24 protein-coding genes and 1 tRNA gene are annotated in these 23,705 nt (G+C 67.0%); 7 read left to right on the top strand and 18 right to left on the bottom strand.

The features are described from left to right. Position 1: 1 nt before the first annotated feature. The 8 genes from ACOTSS_RS06700 to ACOTSS_RS06665 form a co-directional block, all read right to left on the bottom strand. Entirely contained in the window at positions 2-568 is a 567-nt protein-coding gene (locus ACOTSS_RS06700) for a hypothetical protein (RefSeq protein ID WP_448690728.1), read from the bottom strand. A 26-nt stretch (positions 569-594) separates the two neighbouring features. Beyond that, on the bottom strand, positions 595-1,464 hold the full coding sequence (locus ACOTSS_RS06695) for a dienelactone hydrolase family protein (protein WP_448690727.1): 870 nt from the start codon (positions 1,462-1,464) through the stop codon (positions 595-597). A 292-nt stretch (positions 1,465-1,756) separates the two neighbouring features. Further along, positions 1,757-2,416, bottom strand: a complete 660-nt coding sequence (locus ACOTSS_RS06690; RefSeq protein ID WP_448690726.1) for an HAD family hydrolase — start codon at positions 2,414-2,416, stop codon at positions 1,757-1,759. Between the two features lie 4 nt (positions 2,417-2,420). Continuing rightward, on the bottom strand, positions 2,421-2,834 hold the full coding sequence (locus ACOTSS_RS06685) for a GFA family protein (RefSeq protein ID WP_448690725.1): 414 nt from the start codon (positions 2,832-2,834) through the stop codon (positions 2,421-2,423). After that, on the bottom strand, positions 2,831-4,654 hold the full coding sequence (glmS, locus tag ACOTSS_RS06680) for a glutamine--fructose-6-phosphate transaminase (isomerizing) (protein ID WP_448690724.1): 1,824 nt from the start codon (positions 4,652-4,654) through the stop codon (positions 2,831-2,833). The genes ACOTSS_RS06685 and glmS overlap by 4 nt, the downstream gene beginning before the upstream one ends. A 17-nt stretch (positions 4,655-4,671) precedes the next feature. Beyond that, complete coding sequence (locus ACOTSS_RS06675; protein ID WP_448690723.1) at positions 4,672-5,037, bottom strand: PIN domain-containing protein; 366 nt, start codon at positions 5,035-5,037, stop codon at positions 4,672-4,674. 6 nt (positions 5,038-5,043) lie between these two features. Then, positions 5,044-5,283 carry a ribbon-helix-helix domain-containing protein gene (locus ACOTSS_RS06670; protein ID WP_448690722.1) on the bottom strand — a complete coding sequence of 80 codons (240 nt, stop codon included), beginning with the start codon at positions 5,281-5,283 and terminating at the stop codon, positions 5,044-5,046. Between the two features lie 45 nt (positions 5,284-5,328). Then, the gene (locus ACOTSS_RS06665) at positions 5,329-5,646 is read right to left on the bottom strand and encodes a hypothetical protein (protein WP_448690721.1); all 318 of its coding nucleotides are present in this window, start codon (positions 5,644-5,646) and stop codon (positions 5,329-5,331) included. Positions 5,647-5,831: 185 nt separating this feature from the next. Here ACOTSS_RS06665 and ACOTSS_RS06660 point away from each other — a divergent pair, with 185 nt between their 5' ends. Further along, entirely contained in the window at positions 5,832-6,551 is a 720-nt protein-coding gene (locus tag ACOTSS_RS06660) for a tetratricopeptide repeat protein (RefSeq protein WP_448690720.1), read from the top strand. Between the two features lie 48 nt (positions 6,552-6,599). Here the strand turns inward: ACOTSS_RS06660 and glmU are convergent, their stop codons facing one another. Beyond that, a complete protein-coding gene (gene glmU, locus ACOTSS_RS06655) occupies positions 6,600-7,961 on the bottom strand; it encodes a bifunctional UDP-N-acetylglucosamine diphosphorylase/glucosamine-1-phosphate N-acetyltransferase GlmU (protein WP_448690719.1) in 1,362 nt (453 codons plus the stop codon). Positions 7,962-8,020: 59 nt separating this feature from the next. Between glmU and ACOTSS_RS06650 the strand changes: the two genes are divergently transcribed. Next, positions 8,021-8,689 (top strand): HAD-IA family hydrolase, encoded by a 669-nt coding sequence (locus ACOTSS_RS06650; protein ID WP_448690718.1) that lies wholly within the window; start codon positions 8,021-8,023, stop codon positions 8,687-8,689. A 9-nt stretch (positions 8,690-8,698) separates the two neighbouring features. Here ACOTSS_RS06650 and ACOTSS_RS06645 read toward each other — a convergent pair whose 3' ends face one another. From ACOTSS_RS06645 to ACOTSS_RS06635, 3 genes are all read right to left on the bottom strand, one after another. Then, positions 8,699-10,015: an aminotransferase class III-fold pyridoxal phosphate-dependent enzyme gene (locus ACOTSS_RS06645; protein WP_448690717.1), complete on the bottom strand. Its 1,317-nt coding sequence runs from the start codon at positions 10,013-10,015 to the stop codon at positions 8,699-8,701. A gap of 22 nt (positions 10,016-10,037) precedes the next feature. Further along, on the bottom strand, positions 10,038-10,973 hold the full coding sequence (locus ACOTSS_RS06640) for a DUF808 domain-containing protein (RefSeq protein ID WP_448690716.1): 936 nt from the start codon (positions 10,971-10,973) through the stop codon (positions 10,038-10,040). Positions 10,974-11,053: 80 nt separating this feature from the next. Continuing rightward, complete coding sequence (locus tag ACOTSS_RS06635) at positions 11,054-12,025, bottom strand: glucokinase (protein WP_095384260.1); 972 nt, start codon at positions 12,023-12,025, stop codon at positions 11,054-11,056. Positions 12,026-12,196: 171 nt separating this feature from the next. Here ACOTSS_RS06635 and ACOTSS_RS06630 point away from each other — a divergent pair, with 171 nt between their 5' ends. Then, positions 12,197-13,543: an MFS transporter gene (locus ACOTSS_RS06630; protein WP_448690715.1), complete on the top strand. Its 1,347-nt coding sequence runs from the start codon at positions 12,197-12,199 to the stop codon at positions 13,541-13,543. Positions 13,544-13,560: 17 nt separating this feature from the next. Here the strand turns inward: ACOTSS_RS06630 and ACOTSS_RS06625 are convergent, their stop codons facing one another. The 6 genes from ACOTSS_RS06625 to ACOTSS_RS06600 all read right to left on the bottom strand — a co-directional run bounded on the left by ACOTSS_RS06625 (position 13,561) and on the right by ACOTSS_RS06600 (position 20,675). Beyond that, positions 13,561-13,935 (bottom strand): glycine zipper 2TM domain-containing protein, encoded by a 375-nt coding sequence (locus ACOTSS_RS06625; protein WP_448690714.1) that lies wholly within the window; start codon positions 13,933-13,935, stop codon positions 13,561-13,563. A gap of 234 nt (positions 13,936-14,169) precedes the next feature. Further along, positions 14,170-14,246 (bottom strand) — tRNA-Arg (locus tag ACOTSS_RS06620). A 52-nt stretch (positions 14,247-14,298) separates the two neighbouring features. Continuing rightward, positions 14,299-16,977, bottom strand: coding sequence for a pyruvate, phosphate dikinase (gene ppdK / locus ACOTSS_RS06615; RefSeq protein WP_448690713.1), 2,679 nt, complete (start codon positions 16,975-16,977; stop codon positions 14,299-14,301). Between the two features lie 87 nt (positions 16,978-17,064). Further along, complete coding sequence (locus ACOTSS_RS06610; RefSeq protein WP_448690712.1) at positions 17,065-17,526, bottom strand: hypothetical protein; 462 nt, start codon at positions 17,524-17,526, stop codon at positions 17,065-17,067. 33 nt (positions 17,527-17,559) lie between these two features. Continuing rightward, positions 17,560-19,755, bottom strand: coding sequence for a glycine--tRNA ligase subunit beta (glyS, locus tag ACOTSS_RS06605; protein WP_448690711.1), 2,196 nt, complete (start codon positions 19,753-19,755; stop codon positions 17,560-17,562). Then, positions 19,752-20,675 (bottom strand): glycine--tRNA ligase subunit alpha, encoded by a 924-nt coding sequence (locus tag ACOTSS_RS06600; RefSeq protein ID WP_448690710.1) that lies wholly within the window; start codon positions 20,673-20,675, stop codon positions 19,752-19,754. The genes glyS and ACOTSS_RS06600 overlap by 4 nt, the downstream gene beginning before the upstream one ends. A gap of 269 nt (positions 20,676-20,944) precedes the next feature. Here ACOTSS_RS06600 and ACOTSS_RS06595 point away from each other — a divergent pair, with 269 nt between their 5' ends. The 4 genes from ACOTSS_RS06595 to ACOTSS_RS06580 are packed head-to-tail and all read left to right on the top strand — an operon-like array spanning position 20,945 to position 23,702. After that, the gene (locus ACOTSS_RS06595) at positions 20,945-21,145 is read left to right on the top strand and encodes a helix-turn-helix transcriptional regulator (protein WP_095384112.1); all 201 of its coding nucleotides are present in this window, start codon (positions 20,945-20,947) and stop codon (positions 21,143-21,145) included. A 4-nt stretch (positions 21,146-21,149) separates the two neighbouring features. Beyond that, positions 21,150-21,776, top strand: a complete 627-nt coding sequence (locus ACOTSS_RS06590; RefSeq protein ID WP_448690709.1) for a hypothetical protein — start codon at positions 21,150-21,152, stop codon at positions 21,774-21,776. Positions 21,777-21,831: 55 nt separating this feature from the next. Beyond that, on the top strand, positions 21,832-22,806 hold the full coding sequence (locus tag ACOTSS_RS06585; protein ID WP_448690708.1) for a TraB/GumN family protein: 975 nt from the start codon (positions 21,832-21,834) through the stop codon (positions 22,804-22,806). Continuing rightward, on the top strand, positions 22,803-23,702 hold the full coding sequence (locus tag ACOTSS_RS06580; protein WP_448690707.1) for a TraB/GumN family protein: 900 nt from the start codon (positions 22,803-22,805) through the stop codon (positions 23,700-23,702). Before ACOTSS_RS06585 ends, ACOTSS_RS06580 begins: the two co-directional genes overlap by 4 nt. Positions 23,703-23,705: the final 3 nt, after the last annotated feature.

Below are 23,705 nucleotides of genomic sequence, written 5' to 3'. Positions count from 1 at the left end.
GCTAGCCAACCCGCTCCAGCGTCGGCCATTCGAGCGCCAGCGCCTCGCCGGCCCGCAGCGCCCGCCACGCTGCCGACAGCGCGTCGAACGTGTCGAACACCCGCGGCGCGGCCGCGTCGAGGCGTGCCCTTTCGTCCGCGCTCAGCGACGCGCGCACCCGTTCGGCCTCGCTCAGCGCCGCCCGCTGCGTTGCGCTGTCGGGGCGTGATCGGCGGCGCCACTCAACGTCGAACAGGAAGGCCGCGAGTTCGGAGAGTTCGCCCTCGCGGCCCTGATCCCTCACCAGCCGCTGTCCCTTGGCCACCTGCTTGCGCACCGCGCGGCGATGCTCTTTCGCATCGCGCGCGCCGTCCGCCGCCTCGATCCGGAAGCCGCCGGCGTTGCCGCCCGCCGCGATCTGGCCGAACACGCCCGTCTTCAGCCCCAGCACGCCCTCGGCGACGAAATGCACCATGTCGTGCGGCAGGTCGGCGTCGAACCCCGGCGCCGGATCCATGATCAGCGCCGGCGCGTCGCCGCGCTCGACCCGCACGCTGTAGCGGCGCTCGCCCGACCTGATGAAATCCACCCTCATCGCATCGAAGAACGGAGGCGTCAGAGCGCCGCCTTGAACAGCACCTGCATCCGGCCCCACGCCTTTTCGGCCGCCGCCTCGTTATAGGCGCGACCGTCCGGCGGGCACCAGCCGTGGAGCGCGCCCTTGTAGACCTCGACCTCGTGCCATTCGGGACGCGGGTCGAGCACCGCCTTCAGCCGGGTCTTTTCCTCGGGATTTTCCTGATCGTCATTGTCGGCGATCGCAAACAGGAAGCCCGCCTTGGTCTGGGGGATCAGGAGGTGCGGGCTGTCGGGCTTGTCGGTGCCGACGCTCGCGCCGTGGAAGCTCGCCGCCGCCTTCACCCGCTCCGGGTTCAGCGCGGCGGTATAGATGACCATCGGCCCGCCCATGCAATAGCCCGCGGTGCCAATGCCCTTTGCGCTATCGACCTCCTTCTGCGCATCGAGGAAGGCGAGATGCGCGGTCGCGTCGGTCGTCACCGCCGCCTTGTCGAGCCGCTTCAGATAGCCGAACAGCGTCTCGCGCACCGCGGGGTCGTCGAAATCATGGCCCGCATAGACCACCGGCGATTTCGCCCAGCGATAGAAGGGGTTCACGCACAGCACCGCGTAGCCCTCGCCCGCCAGCCGGTCGGCCATCTGGCGAAAGGCGGGGCGGAGGCCGCGAATGTCGGGCCAGATCAGCACCCCGGGGTGCCTGCCCTCGCCCGGCGCGACGAAATAGGCGTCGCAGGTGCCGTCGGCGGTGGTGATCGAAACGTCGCGCCCGCTCACCGCGCCGGCCGCACAGGCGGCGGCGGGCAGCATCGACGCGAGCGCCCCGACCCCGACGAGGGCGCCGAACTCGCGCCGCCGGACGGGAAGCCCGGCGCGGTCGAGATCGGCTTCGGTGATGTCATTGCACATGGTATCTCTCCTTCGGGCCTTTCGTCGAAAGGCGCGGAAAACTGGGCAACTTCACTCGCAATTCGCATCGCGCAGCGGCTGCACAGCGGTTCCACCGGTCTAGGCCTGATAGGGCAGGCTAACCCGCCCATGCTTTGTAGGACAGCGGTTTTTCATCCCGGGCGCGTTGCCAAGGAAGTTCATGTGCAGCGGCCCTCGCCCCGTCTTCGTCATCCCGGGCTTGACCCGGGATCCGCCTTTTCCTTCAAGGCAGGCAGACCCCGGATCAAGTCCGGGGTGACGAATAGTGGAGTCAAGCGGCGACAACGATCTCGTCGAAAGAATGGGCGACATGGTGCACCCCGACCTCACGCAGCACTGCGCCATGCGCTGCGCGGTCGGCGATGTGCCCCGCGCCGCAAAAACCCACCACCGTCATCCCCGCCGCGAGCGCGGCCTGTGCACCGGTCGGCGAATCCTCGATCGCGAGGCATGCCGCCGGATCGACCTCCAGCCCCTTCGCAGCGGCGAGATAGATGTCGGGATGCGGCTTGCCGCGGTCCCAGCCGTCGGCGCTGTAGACATGGCGCCCGAAATGATGCGCGAGGCCGAAGCGATCCAGCGACATCGCGATATAGGCGGGGCTGCTCGACGAGGCGACCGCGCGCGGCCGGTCGCCCAATGACGCGAGAAACTCGGGCGCGCCGGGCACCGGCCCGAACCCCTCGGCGAAGCGCGCCTGCGCGCGTTCGCGGTGGCGTTCCCGGAAATCGGCGGGAAGCGCACGGCCGAAGCGCGCCTCGATCCGCCGCTGCGTCTCCCGCCAATTATGCCCGTAATAGTCGCGCAAGCAGTCGTCATAGCTGGTCGGCAGCCCGATCGCGGTCAGGCTTTCGGCGAGCGTCTGGTTCGCCCGCACTTCGCTGTCGGCGATGACGCCGTCGAAGTCGAAGATGATCGCGGCTGGGGTCATCGGATCAGGGCATGACCCCGGGCTCGCGCGCATAGTCCCACGATCCCTCGCCCGACCAGTGACGCCCGTCGGGGAAAACCAGCTTCAAACCGCTGAGCTGCGACGGGGCGAACAGGCGCATGTTGACGCCCATCAGATCGACCTCGCCGCCCATCCGCTCGATCAGCCCCTCGGTCGCCGACCAGTGGGTCGAACAGCCGCAGGTCGGGCAAAAATGCAGGTCCGAATTGGGGTTCGGCCGATCGGCGCGATTATAGGTCCGTGTCTCGCCCTCGATCACCACATCGCGCGGCGAATAATAGGCCCAGAGGATTCCGTGCGAAAAGCAGAGCGAGCAATTGCATTCGGCGAGTTCTTCCGGTGCGCGGGCAAGGCGCACCGAAACCGTGCCACAATGGCAATGCGCCTCCCAGCTCATTCCACCGTCACCGACTTCGCCAGATTGCGCGGCTGGTCGACGTCGGTGCCCTTCGCGACCGCGACATGATAGGCCAGAAGCTGCACCGGCACCGCATAGACGAGCGGCGCGATCAGCGGGTGGACCTTGGGCATCTCGATCGTCGCGAGGCAGCCTTCGCCCGCTTCGGCGAGGCCCTCGGCGTCGCTGATCAGCACGACCTTGCCGCCGCGCGCGCGCACCTCCTGCATATTGCTGACGGTCTTTTCGAACAGCGGGCCCGAGGGGGCGAGGACGACGACCGGAACCGCTTCGTCGATCAGCGCGATGGGTCCGTGCTTCATTTCACCCGACGCATAACCTTCGGCGTGTATATAGCTGATTTCCTTGAGTTTCAGTGCGCCTTCGAGCGCGAGCGGATAGTCGGGGCCGCGGCCCAGATAGAGAACGTCGCGCGCCGGGGCGACGAGGTGCGCCATCGCCGCGATATCCTCGTCGTGCGCGAGCGCCGCGTTGAGCGCCGCGGGCGCCTCGATCAGGTGGCGGACGATCTCGCGCTCCTGCTCTTCGCTGAGCTTGCCCTTCTTGAGCGCGAGGTGCGCGGCGAGCGCGGCGAGCACCGCGAGTTGGCAAGTGAAGGCCTTGGTCGAGGCGACGCCGATTTCGGGCCCCGCATGGGTCGGCAGCAGCAGGTCGGCCTCGCGCGCCATGCTGCTCGTCGGCACGTTGACCACGACCGCGATCGTCTGGCCGTGCGCCTTGCAATGGCGCAGCGCCGCGAGCGTGTCGGCGGTCTCGCCCGACTGCGAAATGAAGAGCGCGAGCCCGCCGGGTGCAAGCACCGGGTCGCGGTAGCGGAATTCCGACCCGACATCGATGTCGACGGGCACGCGCGCGAAGGTTTCGAACCAATATTTGGCGACCATGCCGGCGTAGAAGCTGGTGCCGCACGCGACGATCGTGATGCGGTCGATCTTGCTCAGGTCGAAATCCATCTGCGGCAGCGCGACCGTCTGTTCGAGCGGGCGGATGTAGGAGGAGAGCGTCTGCGCGACCACCGTCGGCTGCTCGAATATCTCCTTTTGCATATAGTGGCGGTAATTGCCCTTCTCGATCGTCGCCGCGGAGACGCCGCTGGTGGTAACTTCGCGCTCCACAGGATTGTTTTCATGATCGAAAATCTGCGCGCCGTCGCGGCCGATGATAACCCAATCGCCTTCCTCGAGATAGGCGATCTTTTGCGTCAGCGGCGCCAGGGCCAGGGCATCCGACCCCAGATAGGTTTCGCCTTCGCCATAGCCGACGACGAGCGGCGATCCGAGCCGCGCGCCGATGAGCAGATCGGGATGGCCGCGAAAGGCGATGGCGAGCGCGAAGGCGCCGCGCAGCTGCGGCAGCACCGCCTTCACCGCATCGGCGGGCGACTTGCCCGCCTCGACCTGTTCGGAGACGAGATGCGCGACGACCTCGGTATCGGTCTCGCTTTCGAAAACGCGCCCGCGGCCGGTGAGCGCTTCGCGCAGCGGCTTGAAATTCTCGATGATCCCGTTGTGGACGAGCGCGACCTCGCCGGTCGCGTGCGGGTGGGCGTTGCTGGTGGTCGGCGCGCCGTGCGTCGCCCAGCGCGTGTGCGCAATGCCGACAGTGCCGGGTGCAGGGTTGCGGCTGAGCTCCTTGACGAGATTGGCGAGCTTGCCCTCGGCACGGCGGCGGACGAGCTGGCCGCCCTCCACCGTGCACACGCCCGCCGAATCATAACCGCGATATTCCATCCGCTTGAGGCCGTCGACCAGACGATCCGCCACCTGGGTTTGGCCGATGATTCCGATAATTCCGCACATGGGGGTCTGGCTTTCTTTCAGAGCGTATAGGGGACGCGGATACCCGGCATTGCGGCCGGAAAATCCTTGGTGTTTCGGGTAATCAGGATCGCCCCGTTCACTTGCGCCGTGGCGAGCACATAAGCGTCGAGCAACTTCATCCGGGTTCGATGTCGGATATCGGCGGCGGCGAGGGCGATGCGGGCGTCGATTTCGACGACCTCGAAAGGAGCGATGAGTTGCTGGACCACGTCACGCCGTTCGAGCGCTTCGCCGGTCAATATTTCGGTCCAGACGACGCGGCTGATCCGGTGCCGCCGGTAGCGCGACAGTTCTGCGACCGCCTGCGGGCGATCCTGCAGCCAATCGATCAATATGTTGGTATCGAAGAAGGGGTCGGACACAGGCGATCAGTCGAACGGGGTGCGATCTTCGCGAACGGCGCGCTGATATTCGACACCGTCGCCGATGTCATCCCGGCCCTTCCAATAGCCCGCACCGCGCGCGATCCAATCCTTGCTGCCCGCATTCTGGACCAGATAGAGCCGAACCGCGTCGCGAATCGCGGCGGCGCGCGACCGTTTCGTCTGCGCGGCCAGCGCATCGAGCTTCTGGATATCTTCCTCGGGAATGTCGGTCAAAATTCGCATGATATATAGATAGCATATCATGATATCATTGCAAGAGAAGCCGCGTTAACTCCGCCCGAAATTCCGGTCGACGAAGATCATCGCGAATTGCACCGGATCGGGCGCCTCGCCATGGCCTTCCGCGAAACGCGCCTTGCCGTCCTCCCATATCTTGCGAATCTGCCCGGGCAGCTCAGGCGGGAATTTCATCTGCCGCTCGACGATCTCGACCCAGCCGCCTTCCGCCGTGGCGAAGCTTTGCCGGAGCTGCGGCACCATCGCGTCGCAATAAGCCGCGGTCGCGGTGTCGAGATGGCCGATCGCGCGCAGCACATAGGCATCGACGAAGCGCAGGAAGGGCTTGTCGGTATAACGGTCGCTCAAATCATCTTCTCCAGCTTCATGGCCTTCAGCCCTCCCCCTTCCCTCCCGGCAGGTCAGCCTCTGGACAATGCTCTCGAGGCAAATGCAAGGTTCGCAAACGCATTCAAGCTTTCAAAGTTGCCTCTGCGGTGCACCGGCTTATGACATGCGTTCGGGGGAGAGTGACGATGTTTCGACCAGTTGCCATGATATTTGCCGCGACCCTCGGCCTTGTTGCGGTTCCCGCATCGGCGGACACGCCGGACGATGCCGACTCGATCGCCATCGGAGAAGCCATGGATGCCCTGCGCGCCAAGGACTTCGGCCAGACCGTTGCCAAGGCACAGGAGATCATCGGGCGCTTCGAGGCCGGGCGCAGCCCTGACACCGCCTATGTCTGCGCCTCGGGACCGGGCGATACGCTGACCCAATTGGTGAGCGCCGCGGCGGCTGCAAACGAGGGAAGCAGCAAAGGCGCTGCGACAACCGTCGCTTTGTCGCCCAATATTTGCGACGCCTATTTCCTCAAGGGATTTGCCCTGATCGACCTTGGCCGCCGCGACGAAGCGCGGCCCTATCTCGAGGCGGCAGTCGCGATGGACCCCGACAATAATCACTACGCCAATGAACTCGGCGAATGGTACAAGACCGGGCGCCAATGGGAAAAGTCGCTCGAAATCTTCACTCGCGCAAGCGAGACGAACGATCTGTCGCTCGACTTCATGGAAGACAAGGCCGCGGTGCAGCGCATTCGCGACAAGCGGCGTTGCCGATCCTATCGCGGCATCGCCTTCAATCAATCCGAGCTACGCCATTGGGACGAAGCCCGCGTCGCGCTCGACAAATGCCTGGCGATCATGCCCGGCGACGAAGCCTCGCTGCAGGAACTGAATTATATAGCCGAACAGAGCGGCAAGGATCGCTGACGCGAAACCGGGCCTGGCGACGCGGCGCCGGGATCGAACGCCGGGAGGCTATTTCGCCCCCTTCTCCGCCGCCTTTTTCTTGCGCATCGCGTCGTGGAAGCGGTCGGCCCAGCCGGGCTTGACGAGCTGTTCGCCGCGGACGAGGCGCAGTTCGCCGTCGGCGACGTCGCGGGTCACCGCGCTGCCCGCGCCGACGATCGCGTCGCGGCCGATCTTCACCGGCGCGACGAGCGCGCTGTTCGATCCGATGAAGGCGTTGTCGCCGATTACCGTCTGATATTTGAAATAGCCGTCGTAATTGCAGGTGATCGTCCCCGCGCCGATGTTCGCGCCCGCGCCGACGGTGGCGTCGCCCAGATAGGTCAGGTGGTTCGCCTTCGCGCCCTTGCCGAGCACCGCCTTCTTGGTCTCGACGAAATTGCCGATCTTCGCCTTTTCGCCCAGCACCGTGCCGGGGCGGAGGCGCGCGAAGGGGCCGACCTCGCATCCCGCGCCGATGATCGCGCCCTCGATATGGCAGTTCGCGCGGATTTTCACGCCATCGGCGACGCTGACGCCGGGGCCGAAAAAGACATTGGGTTCGATCAGCACGTCGCGGCCGATCCGGGTATCCCAGGCGAACCAGACGGTATCGGGCGCGATCAGGCTGGCGCCATCGGCCATCGCCGCCGCGCGCCGCCGCGCCTGCCACGCACCCTCCATCGCCGCGAGTTCGGCGCGGCTGTTGATCCCCGTGACGTCGAAGGGATCGGTCGTCACGACCGCGCAAGGCCGCCCATCGGCGTTGGCGATATTGACGATATCGACGAGGTAGAACTCCTTCGCCGCATTGTCGTCGGTGACGCGCGCGAGCAGCGCAAAGAGGTCCGCCGCCCTCGCGGCCATCAGCCCCGAGTTGCAGAGCTTGACCGCGCGTTCGGCCTCGGTCGCATCCTTATATTCGACCATCTTCGTCACGCGATCGGCTTCGGTGATCACGCGGCCATAATGCTGGGCGTCGGCGGGCTCGAAGGCGAGCACGACGACCGCGGGCGCGTCGGGCGCGTTCAGCCGGTCGATCATCGCCTGCATCGTCGCGGTCGGGACGAAGGGCACGTCGCCGTAGAGGATCAGCACATCGCCGTCGAAGCCCGCGAGCGCCGCTTCGGCCTGCCGCACCGCATGGCCGGTGCCGAGCTGCGGCTCCTGCACCGCGAGGCTCGCGCCGCCGCCCAGCGCCGCCTCGATCTGGTCGGCCTTGTCGCCGACGATCACGACCTTCTTTGCGGGGGCCAGCGCGTCGACGCTCGCCATCAGGTGCATCAGCATCGGGCGGCCGGCGATGGGGTGGAGCACCTTGTGCAGGTCGGATTTCATGCGGGTGCCCTTGCCCGCGGCAAGGATGATGGCGGCGATCGGTCGGTTGCTCATGCGCGCTGCCATGCCAGCAAATCATTGCGGTTTCCAGACCGTCGCGGCATGCGCGGGCGATGAATGATTTTCCTTTCGCGATCGTCGGTTTCGACCTCGACGGCACGCTCGTCGACACTGCGGGCGACATCACCGCCGCGCTCAACCATGCCCTGGGCCTCGCCGGGCGCGCACCGCTGAGCGAGGCCGAGGTCCGGCCGATGATCGGGCTGGGCACCGCGCATCTGCTCGAACAGGGGCTGGCCGCGACCGGCGGCATTCCCGAGGGCGATTCGCCGCGGCTCTACGAGGCGCTGCTCGCCTATTACGAGGCGAACATCGCGGTCCACAGCCGCCCCTTCGCGGGGCTCGTCGACGCGCTCGACCGGCTCGACGCGCTCGGGGTGCGAACCGCGGTGATGACCAACAAGCTCGAACGGCTGGCACGGCTACTGCTCGGCGAGCTCGGCCTTGCCGATCGCATGGCGGCAATCATCGGCGGCGACACGCTCGGCCCCGGCAAGGCGAAGCCCTCGCCCGAGCCGATCCGCGCGATGATCGACGCATGCGGCGGCGGGCGGGCGGCGTTCGTCGGCGACAGCATCTTCGACGTCATGGCGGCGCGCGGCGCGGGAGCGACGAGCATCACGGTCGGCTTCGGCTTTCTCCACCAGCCGGTCGAGGAACTCGGCGCCGATCATGTCATCGGCGATTATTCCGAACTGGTCCCGCTGCTCGAACAGCTTTGAAGCGGGGACTCAGGCGGTCGCGTCGAGGAGCGTAGCGAGCGTCCCGAACATCGCGTCGATCTCTGCCTTCTCGACGATCAGCGGCGGCGACAGCGCGATGATGTCGCCGGTGGCGCGGACGAGCAGGCCGTTGTCGAAGCAGGCATGGAACAGCTCCATCGCGCGCGCGGTCGGCGCGCCGGGCCGCGGCTCGAGCTCGATGCCGGCGACGAGGCCGCTGGTGCGGATGTCGATGACGTGGCGGCGGCCCTTCAGCGCGTGCGCCGTATCCTCCCAATAGCTCGCCAGCTCGTCGGCGCGCTCGAACAGCCCGTCGCGGGCATAGAGGTCGAGCGCGGCGAGCCCCGCGGCGCAGGCGAGCGGATGTCCCGAATAGGTATAGCCGTGGAACAGCTCGATGCCGCCCGGCGCGCTCTCGATCACCGCGTCGTGCCACTCGCGCTTCACCGCGACCGCGCCCATCGGCACCGCAGCGTTGGTCAACCCCTTCGCCATGGTGAGGATGTCGGGCGTCACGCCCCACCGGCCGGCGGCGGTCGCGCCGCCGACGCGCCCGAAGGCCGTGATCACCTCGTCGAAGATCAGGAGAATGCCGTGCCGGTCGCATATCTCGCGCAGCCGCTGGAGATAGCCGGCGGGCGGCAGCAACACGCCGGTCGACCCCGCCATCGGCTCGACGATCACCGCCGCGATCGTCTCGGCGCCGTGCAGGTCGACGAGCCGCTGGAGATCGTCGGCAAGCTCGGCGCCATACTGCGGAAATCCGCGCGAAAAGGCGTTGCGCGCGATATCGTGCGTGTGCCGCAGATGGTCGGCGCCGGGCAGCCCGCCGCCGAAGGTCCGGCGATTGCTTACGATGCCGCCGACGCTGATCCCGCCGAAGCCGACGCCATGATAGCCGCGCTCGCGCCCGATCAGCCGGGTGCGCATCCCCTGCCCCCGCGCGCGCTGGATCGCGAGCGCGATCTTCAGCGCGGTGTCGACCGATTCCGATCCGCTGTTGGTGAAGAAGATGCGGTCAAGCCCCTCGGGCATCAGCGCCGCGAGCCGCTGCGCCAGCTCGAAAGCCTGCGGATGCCCGAGCTGGAAGGTCGGCGCGAAATCGAGGCTCGCCGCCGCCTTGGCGATCGCCTCCGCGATCTCGGGGCGGCAATGCCCCGCGTTGCTGCACCACAGGCCGGCGGTGCCGTCGAGGATCGTGCGGCCGTCGGCGCTTCGATAGTGCATGCCGCTCGCCGAGACGAGTTGGCGCGGGTGCGCCTTGAAGGCGCGATTGGCGGTGAAGGGCATCCAGAAGGCCGCCAGCGGATCATTTTCGCCCTTCATTCGCCCGTCTCCCTGGGGTCGATCAATGCGCCTTCCTGCCCGGCAGCAGGTGGAGCAGCCCCACGATCAATCCGCCCAGCAGCAGCCCGAACACGCCCGCGCCAGCGGCGCCGATCAGCCATTCCCACGCGCCGCCCAGCGGCAACCCGCCGCCGACCCGCTGCGCGAAATCATGGAGGGCATGGCCGAGGCCGCCGATATGATATTCGTCGAGGCCGTGGAGGACAATCTGGCCGCCGACCCACAGCATCGCCGCGGTGCCGATCGTCGCGAGCGCGGCGAGCAATTTGGGCATCAGATGCACGAGCCCACGCCCGACCGCGCGCCGCGCGCTCGATCCACGCTCGGCCATATGGAGCCCGATATCGTCCATCTTAACGATCAGACCGACCACGCCATAGACGGCGATCGTGATCGCGACCGCGACCAGCGCGAGCGTCGCGCCGCGCATGACCAGATGCTCGTCGAGCACTTCGTTGAGCGCGATCACCATGATCTCGGCCGAGAGGATGAAGTCGGTGCGCACCGCGCCCTTCACCATCGTCTCTTCATGCGACTTGTCGGCGACGATCGCGGCATCCTCGGCGAGGCTCGTCTTGTCCTCCTGCAGCGAATGCAGCACTTTCTCCGCGCCCTCGAAGCAGAGATAGGCGCCGCCGAGCATCAGCAGCGGCGTGATCGCCCACGGCGCGAGCGACGAGAGCAGCAGCAGCGCGGGCAGGATCAGGATCAGCTTGTTGAACAGCGACCCCTTGGTGATCCGCCAGATGATCGGCAGCTCGCGGTCGGGGGTGAAGCCGGTGACATAGCGCGGCGTCACCGCCGTATCGTCGACCACCACGCCCGCGGCCTTCACCCCCGCCTTCGACGCCGCGGCGCCGATATCGTCGATGCTCGCGGCGGCGACCTTGGCGATGGTCGCGACGTCGTCGAGCAGGGCAAAAAGGCCTGAAGGCATGGAAAATCTGTCCCCTGTTTCGTGATGCTGCTCCGCTCTACCGGGCGAAGGCAGCGCGCGAAAGGGGTGTTGCGAACGGGTCAGCCATGCTCGCGCGCGAAGGCCGCGGCGGCGCCGAACAGGCCGGGCTGCGGATGGGTGATCAGCTTGACCGGGATCGCCGCCATGAAATTTTCGAACCGCCCCTTCGACACGAAGCGCTCGGGGAAGCCCGAGCGGACCAGATGGTCGCGAATCCGAAGGCCAAGCCCGCCCGCGATCACCACCCCGCTCGCGCCCTGGGCAAGCGCCAGGTCACCCGCGACGCTGCCGAGCGACAGGCAGAAGCGGTCGACCGCGGCGGCGGCGAGGCTGTCCTCCTGCGCCATGCCGCGCGTCCAGATCGCGACATCCTCCTCGGGCGTCACCGCCCGCCCCTCCATCGCCGCGAGCGTTTCGAAGATGTCGACGATGCCGGGCCCCGACACGATGCGCTCGACCGACACGCGGCGGTGGCGTTTCCTCAGCCGCGCGAGAATCGCGTCCTCGATGCTGTCGAGCGGCGCGAAATCGATGTGACCGCCCTCGGTCGCCTGGACGCGATAGGCATCGCGGTCGCGCCAGACATGCGCGACGCCGAGACCGGTTCCCGGCCCGATGACGCTGATCGTCCCGCTTTCGGGCAGCGGCTGGTCGGGGCCGCACAGCGGCTCGAAATAGCGCGCGTCGGCCTGCGCCACGGCGTGGCCCACCGCCTCGAAATCGTTGACCAGCACATAATCGTCGACGTTCAGCTTTTCGCGGATCAACGCCGGGCGGATGATCCACGGATTGTTGGTGAAGCGGATGATCTCGCCGCGTGTCGGCCCCGCGATGGCGATCGCCACGGCGCGCGGCAGGCTGCCGCCCTGGCGCCGCTCGAAATCCTGCCACGCGGTCTGGAAGCTCGCATGATCCTCGGTATGCAGGGTCGTCGCCTCGCCGAGCGCGATGCAGCGACCGCCCTCCACCTCGGCGATCGCGAAGCGCGCGTGGGTCCCGCCGATATCGACCGTGACAATGGACTGGCTCATGTCTCTCCCTCGTGCGGCCGAACGCCGCCTTCGGCGCAGATTGTCGCGGCCGCCGCGGCGACGCAACAGGGCATAGCTATGCGCGCCGGCCCGTCCGCTGCAAGCCTCGCCCTTCAAATCGCCGCGCGACCGTTCCATAGAAGGGACCGGGAGAGACGCGGGAGCGGGATTATGGAGCATGAACAGCGGGCCGACCTGCCCTATCTGAAGAAGGTCGTCGGCGCCTCGATGGCGGGCACGGTCGTCGAATGGTACGAGTTCTTCCTTTATGGCACCGCCGCGACTTTGGTGTTCGGCCAGCTTTTCTTCCCCGAAACCGGCAACGACCTCGACGGCATAATCGCCGCCTTCGCGACCTATGCGGTCGGCTTCATCGCACGCCCGCTCGGCGGGGTGGTGTTCGGCCATGTCGGCGACCGCATCGGGCGCAAGTCGCTCCTCCAGTTCAGCCTGATCCTGATCGGCGCGTCGACCTTCCTGATGGGCTGCCTGCCGAGTTTTCAGAGCATCGGCTATTGGGCGCCCGCGCTGCTCGTGCTGCTGCGCTTCGTCCAGGGCTTCGCGCTCGGCGGCGAATGGGGCGGCGCGGTGCTGCTCGTGACCGAGCACAGCCCGAACAAAAGCCGCGCCTTCTGGGGCAGTTTTCCGCAGGCTGGCGTCCCGCTCGGCAATCTGCTCGCGACGGTCGTGCTGCTCGTGCTTTCGGCGACGCTGTCCAAGGAGGCCTTCCTCGCCTGGGGCTGGCGCGTCGGCTTCTGGCTGTCGGTGGTGATCGTCGCCATCGGCTATTACATCCGCACCCAGGTCAGCGATTCGCCCATCTTCGAGGCGGCGAAGGCGAAGGCCGAACGCGCGGCCGAGGCCGGCTATGGGCTCGTCGAGGTCTTCAAACGTTACCCGCGCGGCGTGTTCACCGCGATGGCGCTGCGGTTCGGCGAGAATATCGTCTATTACATGATCGTCACCTTCTCGATCACCTACCTCCACCACCGCGCCATCGACGCGACACGTATTCTCGCGCTGCTGTTTGCGGCGCATATCCTGCATGTGATCGTGATTCCGCTGGTCGGCGCGCTCGCCGACCGGGTGGGGCGGCGGCCCGTCTATATCGCGGGCGCCGCGCTCACCATGGCATGGCCCTTCGCCGCCTTTCCGATGTTCGACACCGGGGGCACCGTGATGATCCTCGCCGCGATCATGCTCGGCCTCGCGATCCACTCCTTCATGTACGCGCCGCAGCCCGCGATCATGGCGGAGATGTTCCCGACCCGGATGCGCTATTCGGGCGTCTCGATCGGCTATCAGGCGACCGCGATCGTCGCGGGATCGTGGGCGCCCCTGATCGGCACCGCCTTGCTGCGCGAATATGACAGCTGGACGCCGATCGCGATCTACATCCTGTTCGCCGGCGCCGTCAGCCTGATCGCCGCGCTGGTCATGCGCGAAACGCGCGGCGCGTCGCTGCTCGCGATCGATGAAGCCGACGCACGCCGGGCGGATGTATTACAGGATGGCTGAACGCGGGAGCGCGAACGTCAGCGGCATTTAAGCTCGCCGCGATCGATCGCCCGCCCCAGCAGGCCGCCCCCCGCCGCGCCGATGATCGTGCCGACCGTCCGGTCGCGCCCGCCATCGAGTTCGCGGCCGACCAGCGCGCCGACCGCGGCCCCGATGATCAGCCCGGTCGTGCCATTGTCGCGCCGGCAGTGATAGCGTCCGTCCCTGCTCCGCCAGATGCGGTCGTCTCGCGACAGGCGGCGCGGCTCATAATAGCGGCCATAGCTGTCATAAAGGCCGCGATCCTTCGCGCGCTTCCCATGGGCCGGGGCCCAGGGCGGCGGATCGGCGAACGCGGGAGCAGCGGGCAAGGCGAGGCTCGCGAAAATGGCGGCGGCAAGGAGTTTCTTCATGGCTGTTTCTCCTATGGTTATCCCGCCCATCTAGGATCATGTGTCCGAACGATCGCTGAACGACCGGGACATCTCCCGCTCAGCTTCGGCCGCAATACTCCCGATATCAGGCTCCTGCCCGGCGCAAAAGCCCTTCGACTGGCGATCAGGCCGCCGAATTTTCAGTCGAACACTCTCTTACGAAGGCGATCCGGTCAAGGAATCCGCGCCAACGACAACCAGCGATGGGAGAAATGGCGCACCCGGAACGATTCGAACGTCCGACCCCCAGATTCGTAGTCTGGTGCTCTATCCAGCTGAGCTACGGGTGCGTGGAGAGGCGCCTTTAAGGCGGGTTGCGCGGGCGCGCAACCCCCTTTTTCCCTATTTCGCCTTGAGCGCCGCCTGCGCCGCCGCGAGCCGCGCGATCGGCACGCGATAGGGCGAGGCGCTGACGTAATCGAGCCCGGTTTTCTCGCAGAAATGGATGCTCGGCGCGTCGCCGCCATGCTCGCCGCAGATGCCGAGCTTGATGCCCGCGCGCGTCCCGCGGCCGCGCTCCGCCGCCAGTTCGATCAGCTGGCCGACGCCCTCGACGTCGAGGCTGACGAAGGGGTCGGTGACGAAGATGCCCTTGTCGACATATTGGGTCAGGAAGCGGCCCGCATCGTCGCGGCTGATGCCGATCGTCGTCTGCGTCAAATCGTTGGTGCCGAAGCTGAAGAATTCGGCCGACCCGGCGATCTCGCCCGCCATCAGCGCGGCGCGCGGCAGTTCGATCATCGTGCCGACGAGATAGGCGATTTCGCGCCCCTGCTCGGCGAATACCGCCTTGGCGGCCGTATCGACGACCGCCTTCATCAGGTCGAACTCGCGGCGCGTCGCGACGAGCGGGATCATCACCTCGGGGATCGGCGCGGCGCCGGTTTCGGCGGCGACGTCGCACGCCGCCTCGAAGATCGCGCGCGCCTGCATCTCGTAAATTTCAGGATAGGTAACGCCGAGGCGGCAGCCGCGATGGCCGAGCATCGGGTTGAATTCATGGAGCTCGTTCGCGCGCGCCTTCAATGCCTCGATCCCGACGCCGGCCGCCGCCGCGACCTCGGCGAAATCCTCCTCGCGCGTCGGCAGGAACTCGTGCAGCGGCGGATCGAGCAGGCGGATGGTCACCGGCAGCCCCGCCATCACGCCGAAAATCGCGGCGAAGTCGCCGCGCTGTTCGGGCAGCAGCTTGGCGAGCGCGGCGCGGCGGCCTTCTTCGCTGTCGGCGAGGATCATCTCGCGCACCGCGGTGATCCGCGCGGCGTCGAAGAACATATGCTCGGTGCGGCAGAGGCCGATGCCTTCGGCACCGAAATCGCGCGCGACCTGGGCGTCCTGCGGCGTTTCGGCGTTGGTGCGCACTTTCATCCGGCGCACCTTGTCGGCCCACGCCATCAGCGTGCCGAAATCGCCGACCAGTTCGGGAAGCAGCGTCGGCACCTCGCCCGCCATCACCTCGCCGGTCGAGCCGTCGAGCGTGATTACATCACCTTCGCGCAGCTCGCGCCCGGCGACGCGCAGCACGCGCGCCGCGCCGTCGATCGCCAGCCCGCCGGCGCCCGAGACGCAGGGGCGCCCCATGCCGCGCGCCACGACCGCCGCGTGGCTCGTCATCCCGCCGCGCGCCGTGAGGATGCCCTTTGCGGCGTGCATGCCGTGGATGTCCTCGGGCGACGTTTCGACGCGGACGAGAATCACCGCCTCGCCCATGCCCGCAGCCTTTTCAGCGCTGTCGGCGTCGAACATGATCTTGCCCGACGCCGCGCCGGGGCTCGCCGGGAGCCCCTTGGTCAGCACGTCGCGCGCGGCGTTGGGGTCGAGCGTCGGGTGGAGAAGCTGATCGAGCGCGCCGGGGTCGACGCGCTGCACCGCTTCCTCTTCGCTAATCAACCCCTCGGCGGCCATGTCGACCGCGATCTTCAGCGCCGCCTTGGCGGTGCGCTTGCCCGAGCGCGTCTGGAGCATCCACAGCGTGCCGCGCTCGACGGTGAACTCGATGTCCTGCATGTCGCGGTAATGCGTCTCGAGCGTGTCGAAGACGCGGCCGAGTTCGCCGAAAGTCCCGGGCATCGCCTCTTCCATCGACAGCGGCTTGGCGCCCGCCTTTTCGCGCGCGATTTTCGTGAGGTATTGCGGCGTGCGGATGCCCGCGACGACATCTTCACCTTGGGCATTGATCAGCCATTCGCCGTACCAGGCGCGCTCGCCGGTCGCAGGATCGCGGGTGAAGGCGACGCCGGTCGCCGAGGTATCGCCCATATTGCCGAACACCATCGCCTGCACATTGACCGCGGTGCCCCATTCGCCGGGGATCGAATTCAGACGGCGATAGACTTTCGCGCGGTCGCTTTCCCAGCTCGCGAAGACGGCACCGATCGCGCCCCAGAGCTGATCCTTGGGCTCTTGCGGGAAGGGCGCGCCGGTTTCGCGCGCGACGATCGCCAGATATTCGATGACCAGCGCCTGCCAGTCCTCGGCCGCCATCTCGGTGTCGAGATAGAAGCCCTTGTCTTCCTTCGCGATCTCCAGTGCTTCCTCGAACGCCGCATGGTCGAGTCCCATGACGACGTCGGCATACATCTGGATGAAGCGGCGATAGCTGTCCCACGCGAAACGCGGATCGCCCGACGCCTCGACCAGACCCACCACGGTCCTGTCGTTGAGCCCGAGGTTGAGGACGGTGTCCATCATCCCCGGCATCGACACCCGCGCGCCCGAGCGGACCGAGACGAGAAGCGGGTTCGCCGGATCGCCGAAGCGCTTGCCGGTGATGCCCTCGATATGCGCGATGCCGTTTTCGACGTCGTGGGCAAGGCCCGCGGGGAACTGCTCGCCGTTCGCATAATAGGCGGTGCAGACCTCGGTGGTGATCGTGAAGCCCGGGGGCACCGGCAGGCCGATCGACGCCATCTCGGCGAGATTCGCGCCCTTGCCGCCCAGCAATTCCTTCGAGCGCTCGGCCGTGGTGGCCGCGCCGCCGAACAGATGCACCATATTCGTCTGGGTAGGCGTCGTCGTCATGTCAGGCTCCTGCTGCCCTGGGGAGAAGGTTGGCGGGGGAATAGGTATGCAATGCGGATTGGTCGACTCAGTTTTGCTTTAGCGATGTCAGGCTGACCTGCCTCCGCCGCGGCCCTGCCACGCGTCGAAGAGCGCCTGCCCGGCCGCGCCGCCAAAGGTCAGCATCGGCACGTCGCGGCGAAAGGCGAGCTGCCACGCCTTGATCCAGAAGGTCTGGCGCGGTTCGATCGCGGCGACCGCGTCCCAGCCGAAGTGCAGCGGCGGGTGGAACAGGCGAAAGAAGACCGGCGGGCGCAGATAGAAGCCGCGCGCGTCGATCCAGACGTTCATCGCATTCTTGTAGCTGACGCCCCCCGGAAAGCGGCCGATGACCATCGTCGCCCAGCCATAGCGGCGCGCGTCGGGTGGAATCGGGCGGTCCCACGCGAAGGCCGGCAGATATTTCGACCAGCCGACCCACGACAGGATGCGGACGACGAACAGCCATATCGCGACGAAGAACAGCGGAAAACCGAGCGCGAAAATCCAGATGAGATGGGTATCGTTCATGGCGCCATTCCCCCTTTGGATGATGGACGGACACTAACCCTCTATCTTCGAGAAATCGGCGACGCTGTGCACCGCGTCACGAAAACGCGCGAGCAGCCCGAGCCGCCACGCACGCGCCGCCGGATCGGGATCGTTGACCATCACGCCCTCGAAAAAGGCGTCGATTGGCGCGCGGAGACTGGCTAGCGCGGCCATCGCGTCGGTGAAGCGCTCGTCGGCGACCGCGGCGGCGGCCGCGGGCTCGGCGGCGTCGAGTGCGACGAGCAGCGCCTTATCCATATCCGTCGCCCCAGCGAAAGCTGGGGCCGCCATCGTCGGCGAACTGTCGCCAGCGATCCCAGCTTTCGCTGGGATGACGGTATCTTTGCCCGCCTGCTTCAATATATTCGCCGCGCGCTTGTAGCCAGCGAGCAGGTTCGCGCCGTCCTCGGTCGCCATGAATGCCTGCAAGGCTTTCACGCGGGCGAGCAAACGAACGAGATCATCCTCGCCGCCGAGCGCGAACACCGCGTCGATCAGGTCGTGGCGGACGCCCGCTTCGCGCTGCTGGACCTTGAGGCGATCGGCGACAAACTCTGGCAGTTCTTCATAAACGAAGTTCTCGTCACACTCGATATCGAGCAGATAGCCTTGAGCATGATCGCCTGCCACGTCCCGAATAACATCGGGAACCTTGAGAGCCTGCACATTTGTGACCTTCGCGGCCTCCACACGTAATAGCGCGGCGTAATAGGCCGCATCCCTCAGTGACAGGCGCAAGCCATTTTCCAGCACAATCGCGATAACACCCAGGACGGCTCGCCGCAGCGCGAACGGATCTTTCGAACCGGTCGGCTTAGCTTTGATCGAGAAGAATGCCGCGAGCGTATCCAGCTTGTCCGCCAGCGCCACAGCCACCGTCACTGGCGCCGTCGGCACATCGTCGCCCTGCCCGATGGGCTTGTAATGGTCGCGGATCGCGTCAGCGACGGCGTCGGGCAGGCCTTCGGCGCGGGCGTAATAGCCGCCCATCAGGCCCTGCAGTTCGGGAAATTCGCCGACCATTTCGGTGACGAGGTCGGCTTTCGCCAGCTCCGCCGCCCGCCGCGCGAGCGCGGGCTCGCAGTTGGGGACGATGCCTTCGCTCGCCAGCCATTCGGCGAGCTTCGCGACCCGCTCGACCTTGTCGGCGACGGTGCCCAGCTTTTCATGGAAGGTGATGTTCGCCAGCTTCTTGGCGTGCTGCTTAAGCGTCTTCATCTGGTCCTGTTCCCAGAAGAAGCGCGCGTCGGACAGGCGCGCGGCGAGGACCTTGCGGTTGCCCGCGACGATCTCCGCGCCGCCGTCGCTCGCGACGATGTTCGCGGTGCAGACGAAGCCGTTGGCGAGCTTGCCGTCGGCGCCGTTCACGACGAAATATTTCTGGTTCACGCGCGCGGTAAGCTGGATGACCTCGGGCGGCACCTCCAGAAACGCTTCGTCGAAGCGACCGAGCAAAGGCACCGGCCATTCGGTGAGGCCGGCATTCTCGATCACCAGCCCCTCGTCCTCGACCAGCGTCAGCCCCGCATCGGCCGCAGCCTTCGCGGCGCCATCGCGGACGATCGCCTGCCGCTCCTCATGATCGACGATGACATGGCAGGCGCGCAGCTTGTCGGCATAGTCCGCCGCCGAGCCGATGGTGATCTCGCCGGGGCAGTGGAAGCGGTGGCCGCGCGTCGCAAAGCCTGCGGAAACTCCGCCGATTTCGCACGACACCAGATCTTCGCCGAAGATCGCGACGATGCCCGACAGCGGGCGCACCCAGCGCAGGCTCTCGCTGCTCGTGCTTTCGCGGCCCCAGCGCATCGACTTGGGCCAGGCGAAGCCGCGGACGATCGCGGGGATCGCCTCGGCCAGTACCTCGGCTGTCGCGCGGCCGGGTTTGTCGAGCACCGCGAACCAGACGCCGTCGCGGTCTTCGAGCTGGTCTTGCGTCAGGCCGGTCTTGCGCAGGAAGCCTTCGAGCGCCTGCGGCGGCGCGCTGGTGCGCGGGCCCTTGAGTTCCTCGCTGACCGCGGCGGTCGCGTCGGGCAGATTGCGCGCGATCAGCGCGAGGCGACGCGGGGTCGACCAGATGGTGAGGTCACCCGCTTCGATGCCCGCGGCGCTCAGTTGCGCACGGAACAGCTTTTCGAGCTCGGCGCGCGCGCCGGCCTGCATCCGCGCCGGGATTTCCTCGCTGCGCAGTTCGAGAAGGAAGTCGGTCACAGCACCCACCCCGAATATTGCGCGGTCCAGCGTTCGGATTGGCTGTCGATCCACGCCTTGCAGCTGCCCTTGGCAAGGTCGCGGACGCGGGCCATGTAATTGGCGCGTTCCTGGACGCTGATCACGCCGCGCGCCTGAAGGAGATTGAAGAGATGGCTCGCCTCGATCGCCTGGTCATAGGCGGCGAGCGGGACGTTCGCGGCGATCGCGCGCTGGCATTCGGCTTCGGCGGCCTTGAAGCCCGCGAACAGGCTGTCGGTGTCGGCGACCTCGAAATTCCATTTCGAGAACTGCCGCTCATTTTCCAGGAACACGTCGCCATAGCTCACGCCCGGCACGTCGCCGACCGCGTCGGAGAAGCGCAGGTCGTACACATTGTCGACATTCTGGATATACATAGCGAGGCGTTCGAGCCCGTAGGTGAGCTCGCCCGCGACGGGCTTGCAGTCGAAGCCGCCCATCTGCTGGAAATAGGTGAACTGGGTCACCTCCATCCCGTCGCACCAGACCTCCCAGCCCAGCCCCCACGCGCCCAATGTCGGTGATTCCCAATCATCCTCGACAAAGCGGATGTCGTGGAGCAGCGGGTCGATACCGATCGCGGCGAGGCTGCCCAGATATTGTTCCTGCAGGTCGGCGGGCGACGGCTTCAGGATCACCTGATACTGGTAATAATGCTGAAGCCGGTTCGGATTCTCGCCATAGCGGCCGTCGGTGGGCCGGCGGCTCGGCTGGACATAGGCGACGTTCCACGGCTCGGGGCCGAGGCTGCGCAAGGTCGTCGCGGGGTGGAAGGTGCCCGCGCCGACCCGCATGTCGTAAGGCTGGAGGATCGCGCAGCCGCGGGCCGCCCAATAGGCGTGCAGCGTCAGGATCATGTCCTGAAAGCTGAGGGGTGTCCTATCCGCCGCGTCGGCCATTTTTCGCCTTCTTTCGCAGGTGCAACAATCGCCGCAGCCCTTGGCGCAGCGGGGCCGCAGGGTCAAGGGGACAGCGGGTGAAGCCGACCGCAATCTGCCGAACGGGACGCGCCTTTGCTTGCCCGTCACCCCGGATCAAGTCCGGGGTGACGATGGCGATTGAACCCTTCAATGCTAAATGTCAGCTCTTGTTGACATGGTCAGCGAATCCTGTCATTTAGTCAATAACACCTGACATTCGGTCAGGGACGCATGACGAACGGATCCGCATGAACAACCAGCTGAAAGTGCTGCGCGCGATGCGAAACTGGAGCCAGGCGGAGCTCGCCCAGCGGCTCGACGTGTCGCGGCAAGCGGTGAACGCGATCGAAACGGGCAAATATGACCCGTCGCTTCCCCTCGCCTTCAAGCTGGCGCGATTGTTCGACATGCCGATCGAGGAGATTTTCGACGATGGCTTCGAAGGATAGGATGATGGTCACCGAACCCAAGGAACCGCGTGCGCCGGGCTTCGTCTGGCCCACGCTCATCTGCTTTGGCGCGATCATGCTCGCGGGCGCCTTCGCGGGCTATAATCAGGCGTCCGCCGAAGCGGGCAAGGCGGCGTTCGCTCCGTGGGTCGGGCCGCTGATCGCCGCCGCGCTCGGCATCGGAGGCCTCTTCGTCTATTTTCGCCGCCATGCCAGCTGGTTCCGCACGCTGTCGCCGCGCCAGCGCCGCTATTGGTCGGCGCTCGGCCTGTCGGCGGTGGTCGGCGGTATCATCGGCGGCTGGCTCGTCCTCGACCAGCCGATGGATCGCGGCGCGGTCGACCTGTTCAGCAGCGGCGCGCTGAGCCCGGGCTTCGCGATCGGCGCCTCGCTGCTGTGGGTCGCGGGCCTTGCGGTCGGCATGATCCTCTATCACCGCGCGATCGACGATCATGAGGAGCGCGCCTGGCTGTGGGCGGGGCTCGCGGGCTGGTATGCCTTCGTCTTTCCCGCGCCGGTCTGGTGGGTCCTCCATCGTGCTGCTCTCGCCCCGCCGGTCAGCGTCATGGCGCTGTTCCTCCTGACCATGCTGGTCAACGCCGCCGTCTATCTGTGGTTCAAGTTCCGCTGAGCCCCTTTTCACTTTCCGTCCAACCGCTACACATGACCCCCGAAAGGCTTCTCCCATGAAAAAATGGTTCAAGACGTTCGCCACCACCTGCGCGATCATCCCGCTGGCGCAATGCGCGCTGGTTCCGGGCAACGGCATGGCGGCGGAGCCGGCGGTACAGGTCGCTCCGGTCGACCCCGCCGCGCCGGCCGCTCCCACGACCCCGCCGCTCGTCACGACCGACGCCGACCCCGCGCTGTGGGTGGTCAAGGATGAGGACACGACCATCTATCTGTTCGGCACCGTCCATGTGCTGAAACCCGGCCTCAGCTGGTTCGACGAGGCGGTGAAGGACGCCTTCGACAAGTCCGACCAGCTGATGCTCGAAATTGTGCTGCCCGAGGATCAGGCCGAAATGGCTAAGATGATGCTGCCGCTGGCGATCGACCAGAGCGGCAAGACGCTGTCGTCGCGGCTCGCGCCCACGGACCTCGCGGCCTATCAGGCGGCGATGACCAATGTCGGCGTCCCGCCCGCCCAGTTCGACATGTTCGAGCCCTGGTTCGCCGCGGTCACCCTGTCGGTGCTGCCGCTGACCAAGCTCGGCTACGACCCCGAACAGGGCGCCGAGAAGCAGCTGACGGGCTTTGCCAAGGCGTCGAACAAGCCCATTGCCGGCCTCGAGACGGTCGAGCAGCAGTTGGGCTTCTTCGACAAGCTGGCCGAGGACCAGCAGGTCGCCTTCCTCAACGCGGTCGTGAAGGACATCGACAAGCTCGGCCCGACGCTCGACATTCTGGTCGACCAGTGGAGCAAAGGCGATCCCGACGCGCTCGCCGCGACGCTGAACGAAAGCATGGAAGCGACGCCCGAGCTCGCCCAGACCCTGCTCTTTCAGCGCAACGCCAATTGGGCCGAGCAAATCAAGGTGCGGATGGCCCAGCCGGGAACGGTGTTCATCGCGGTCGGCGCGGGGCATCTCGCGGGCGCGCACAGCGTCCAGGATTATCTGAAGGAACGCGGGCTGACCGCGACGCGGGTCGACTATTGACCGGCGCGGGCCGCCCCGGCCGGCCTTGGGGCCGCCGCACGGCGGCGGCCCTCTTCGCGTGCCTGCTCGCCGCCTGTTCGCCGCCCCAGGTGACGTTCGACGCGCATCCGGCGATGTGGCTCGCCGAGGACGGCGATACGCGCGTCTATCTGCTCGGGACGATGCACGCGCTTCCCGAGAGCACCGACTGGGACCGCGGCAAGGTCGCCGAGGCCGTCGCGGCGGCCGACGAGCTGGTCATGGAATTGTCGCCCGAGGAGCTCGCGGCGGCGGGCGAGGAGTTCGAGCGCCTCGCGCCGCGCCGCGCGCCGCTGCCGATCGACGAGCGGCTGGCGCCCGCCGCGCTCGCCCAATATCGCGCGCTGGAGGCGGGCGGCCCGGCCTTCGAGGCCGACGCGCTCGACGATTGGGCGGTGATGGTGCTGATGGGCCAGCGCGTCGCACACATGGCGGCGCTGGCGCCCGACAATGGGGTCGAAGCGCGGCTGACGCAGGATTTCCGCGCCGCGGGCAAGCCGATCGGCGGGCTGGAGACCGCGCGCAGCCAGTTGATGCTGTTCGAAACGCTCGACCCCGCGACGCAGCGCGCACTGCTCGCCAGGGCGGCCGAGGGCGCGAGCGACGCGGTGGCCGATGTCCGCGCGCTGACCGACGCCTGGTCGCGCGGCGACGTCGCGGCGCTCGAAAAGGTGATCAACGAGGATGTCGACGCCGTCCCGGCGGCGCGCGAGGCGATCATCACCGGCCGCAACCGCGCGTGGAGCGCGTGGGTCAAGCGCCGCATGGCGCAGCCGGGCACCGTGATGGTCGCCGTCGGCGCCGGGCATCTGGTCGGCGCCGAGGGCGTGCCGGCGATGCTCGCGGCCGAGGGCGTGAAGGTCCGGCGCGTGCAGTGATCG

This window comes from Sphingopyxis sp. NJF-3, assembly GCF_053514865.1.
The sequence above is the reverse complement of the archived record's forward strand: the minus strand, read 5'-3'. Positions and strand labels throughout refer to the sequence as shown.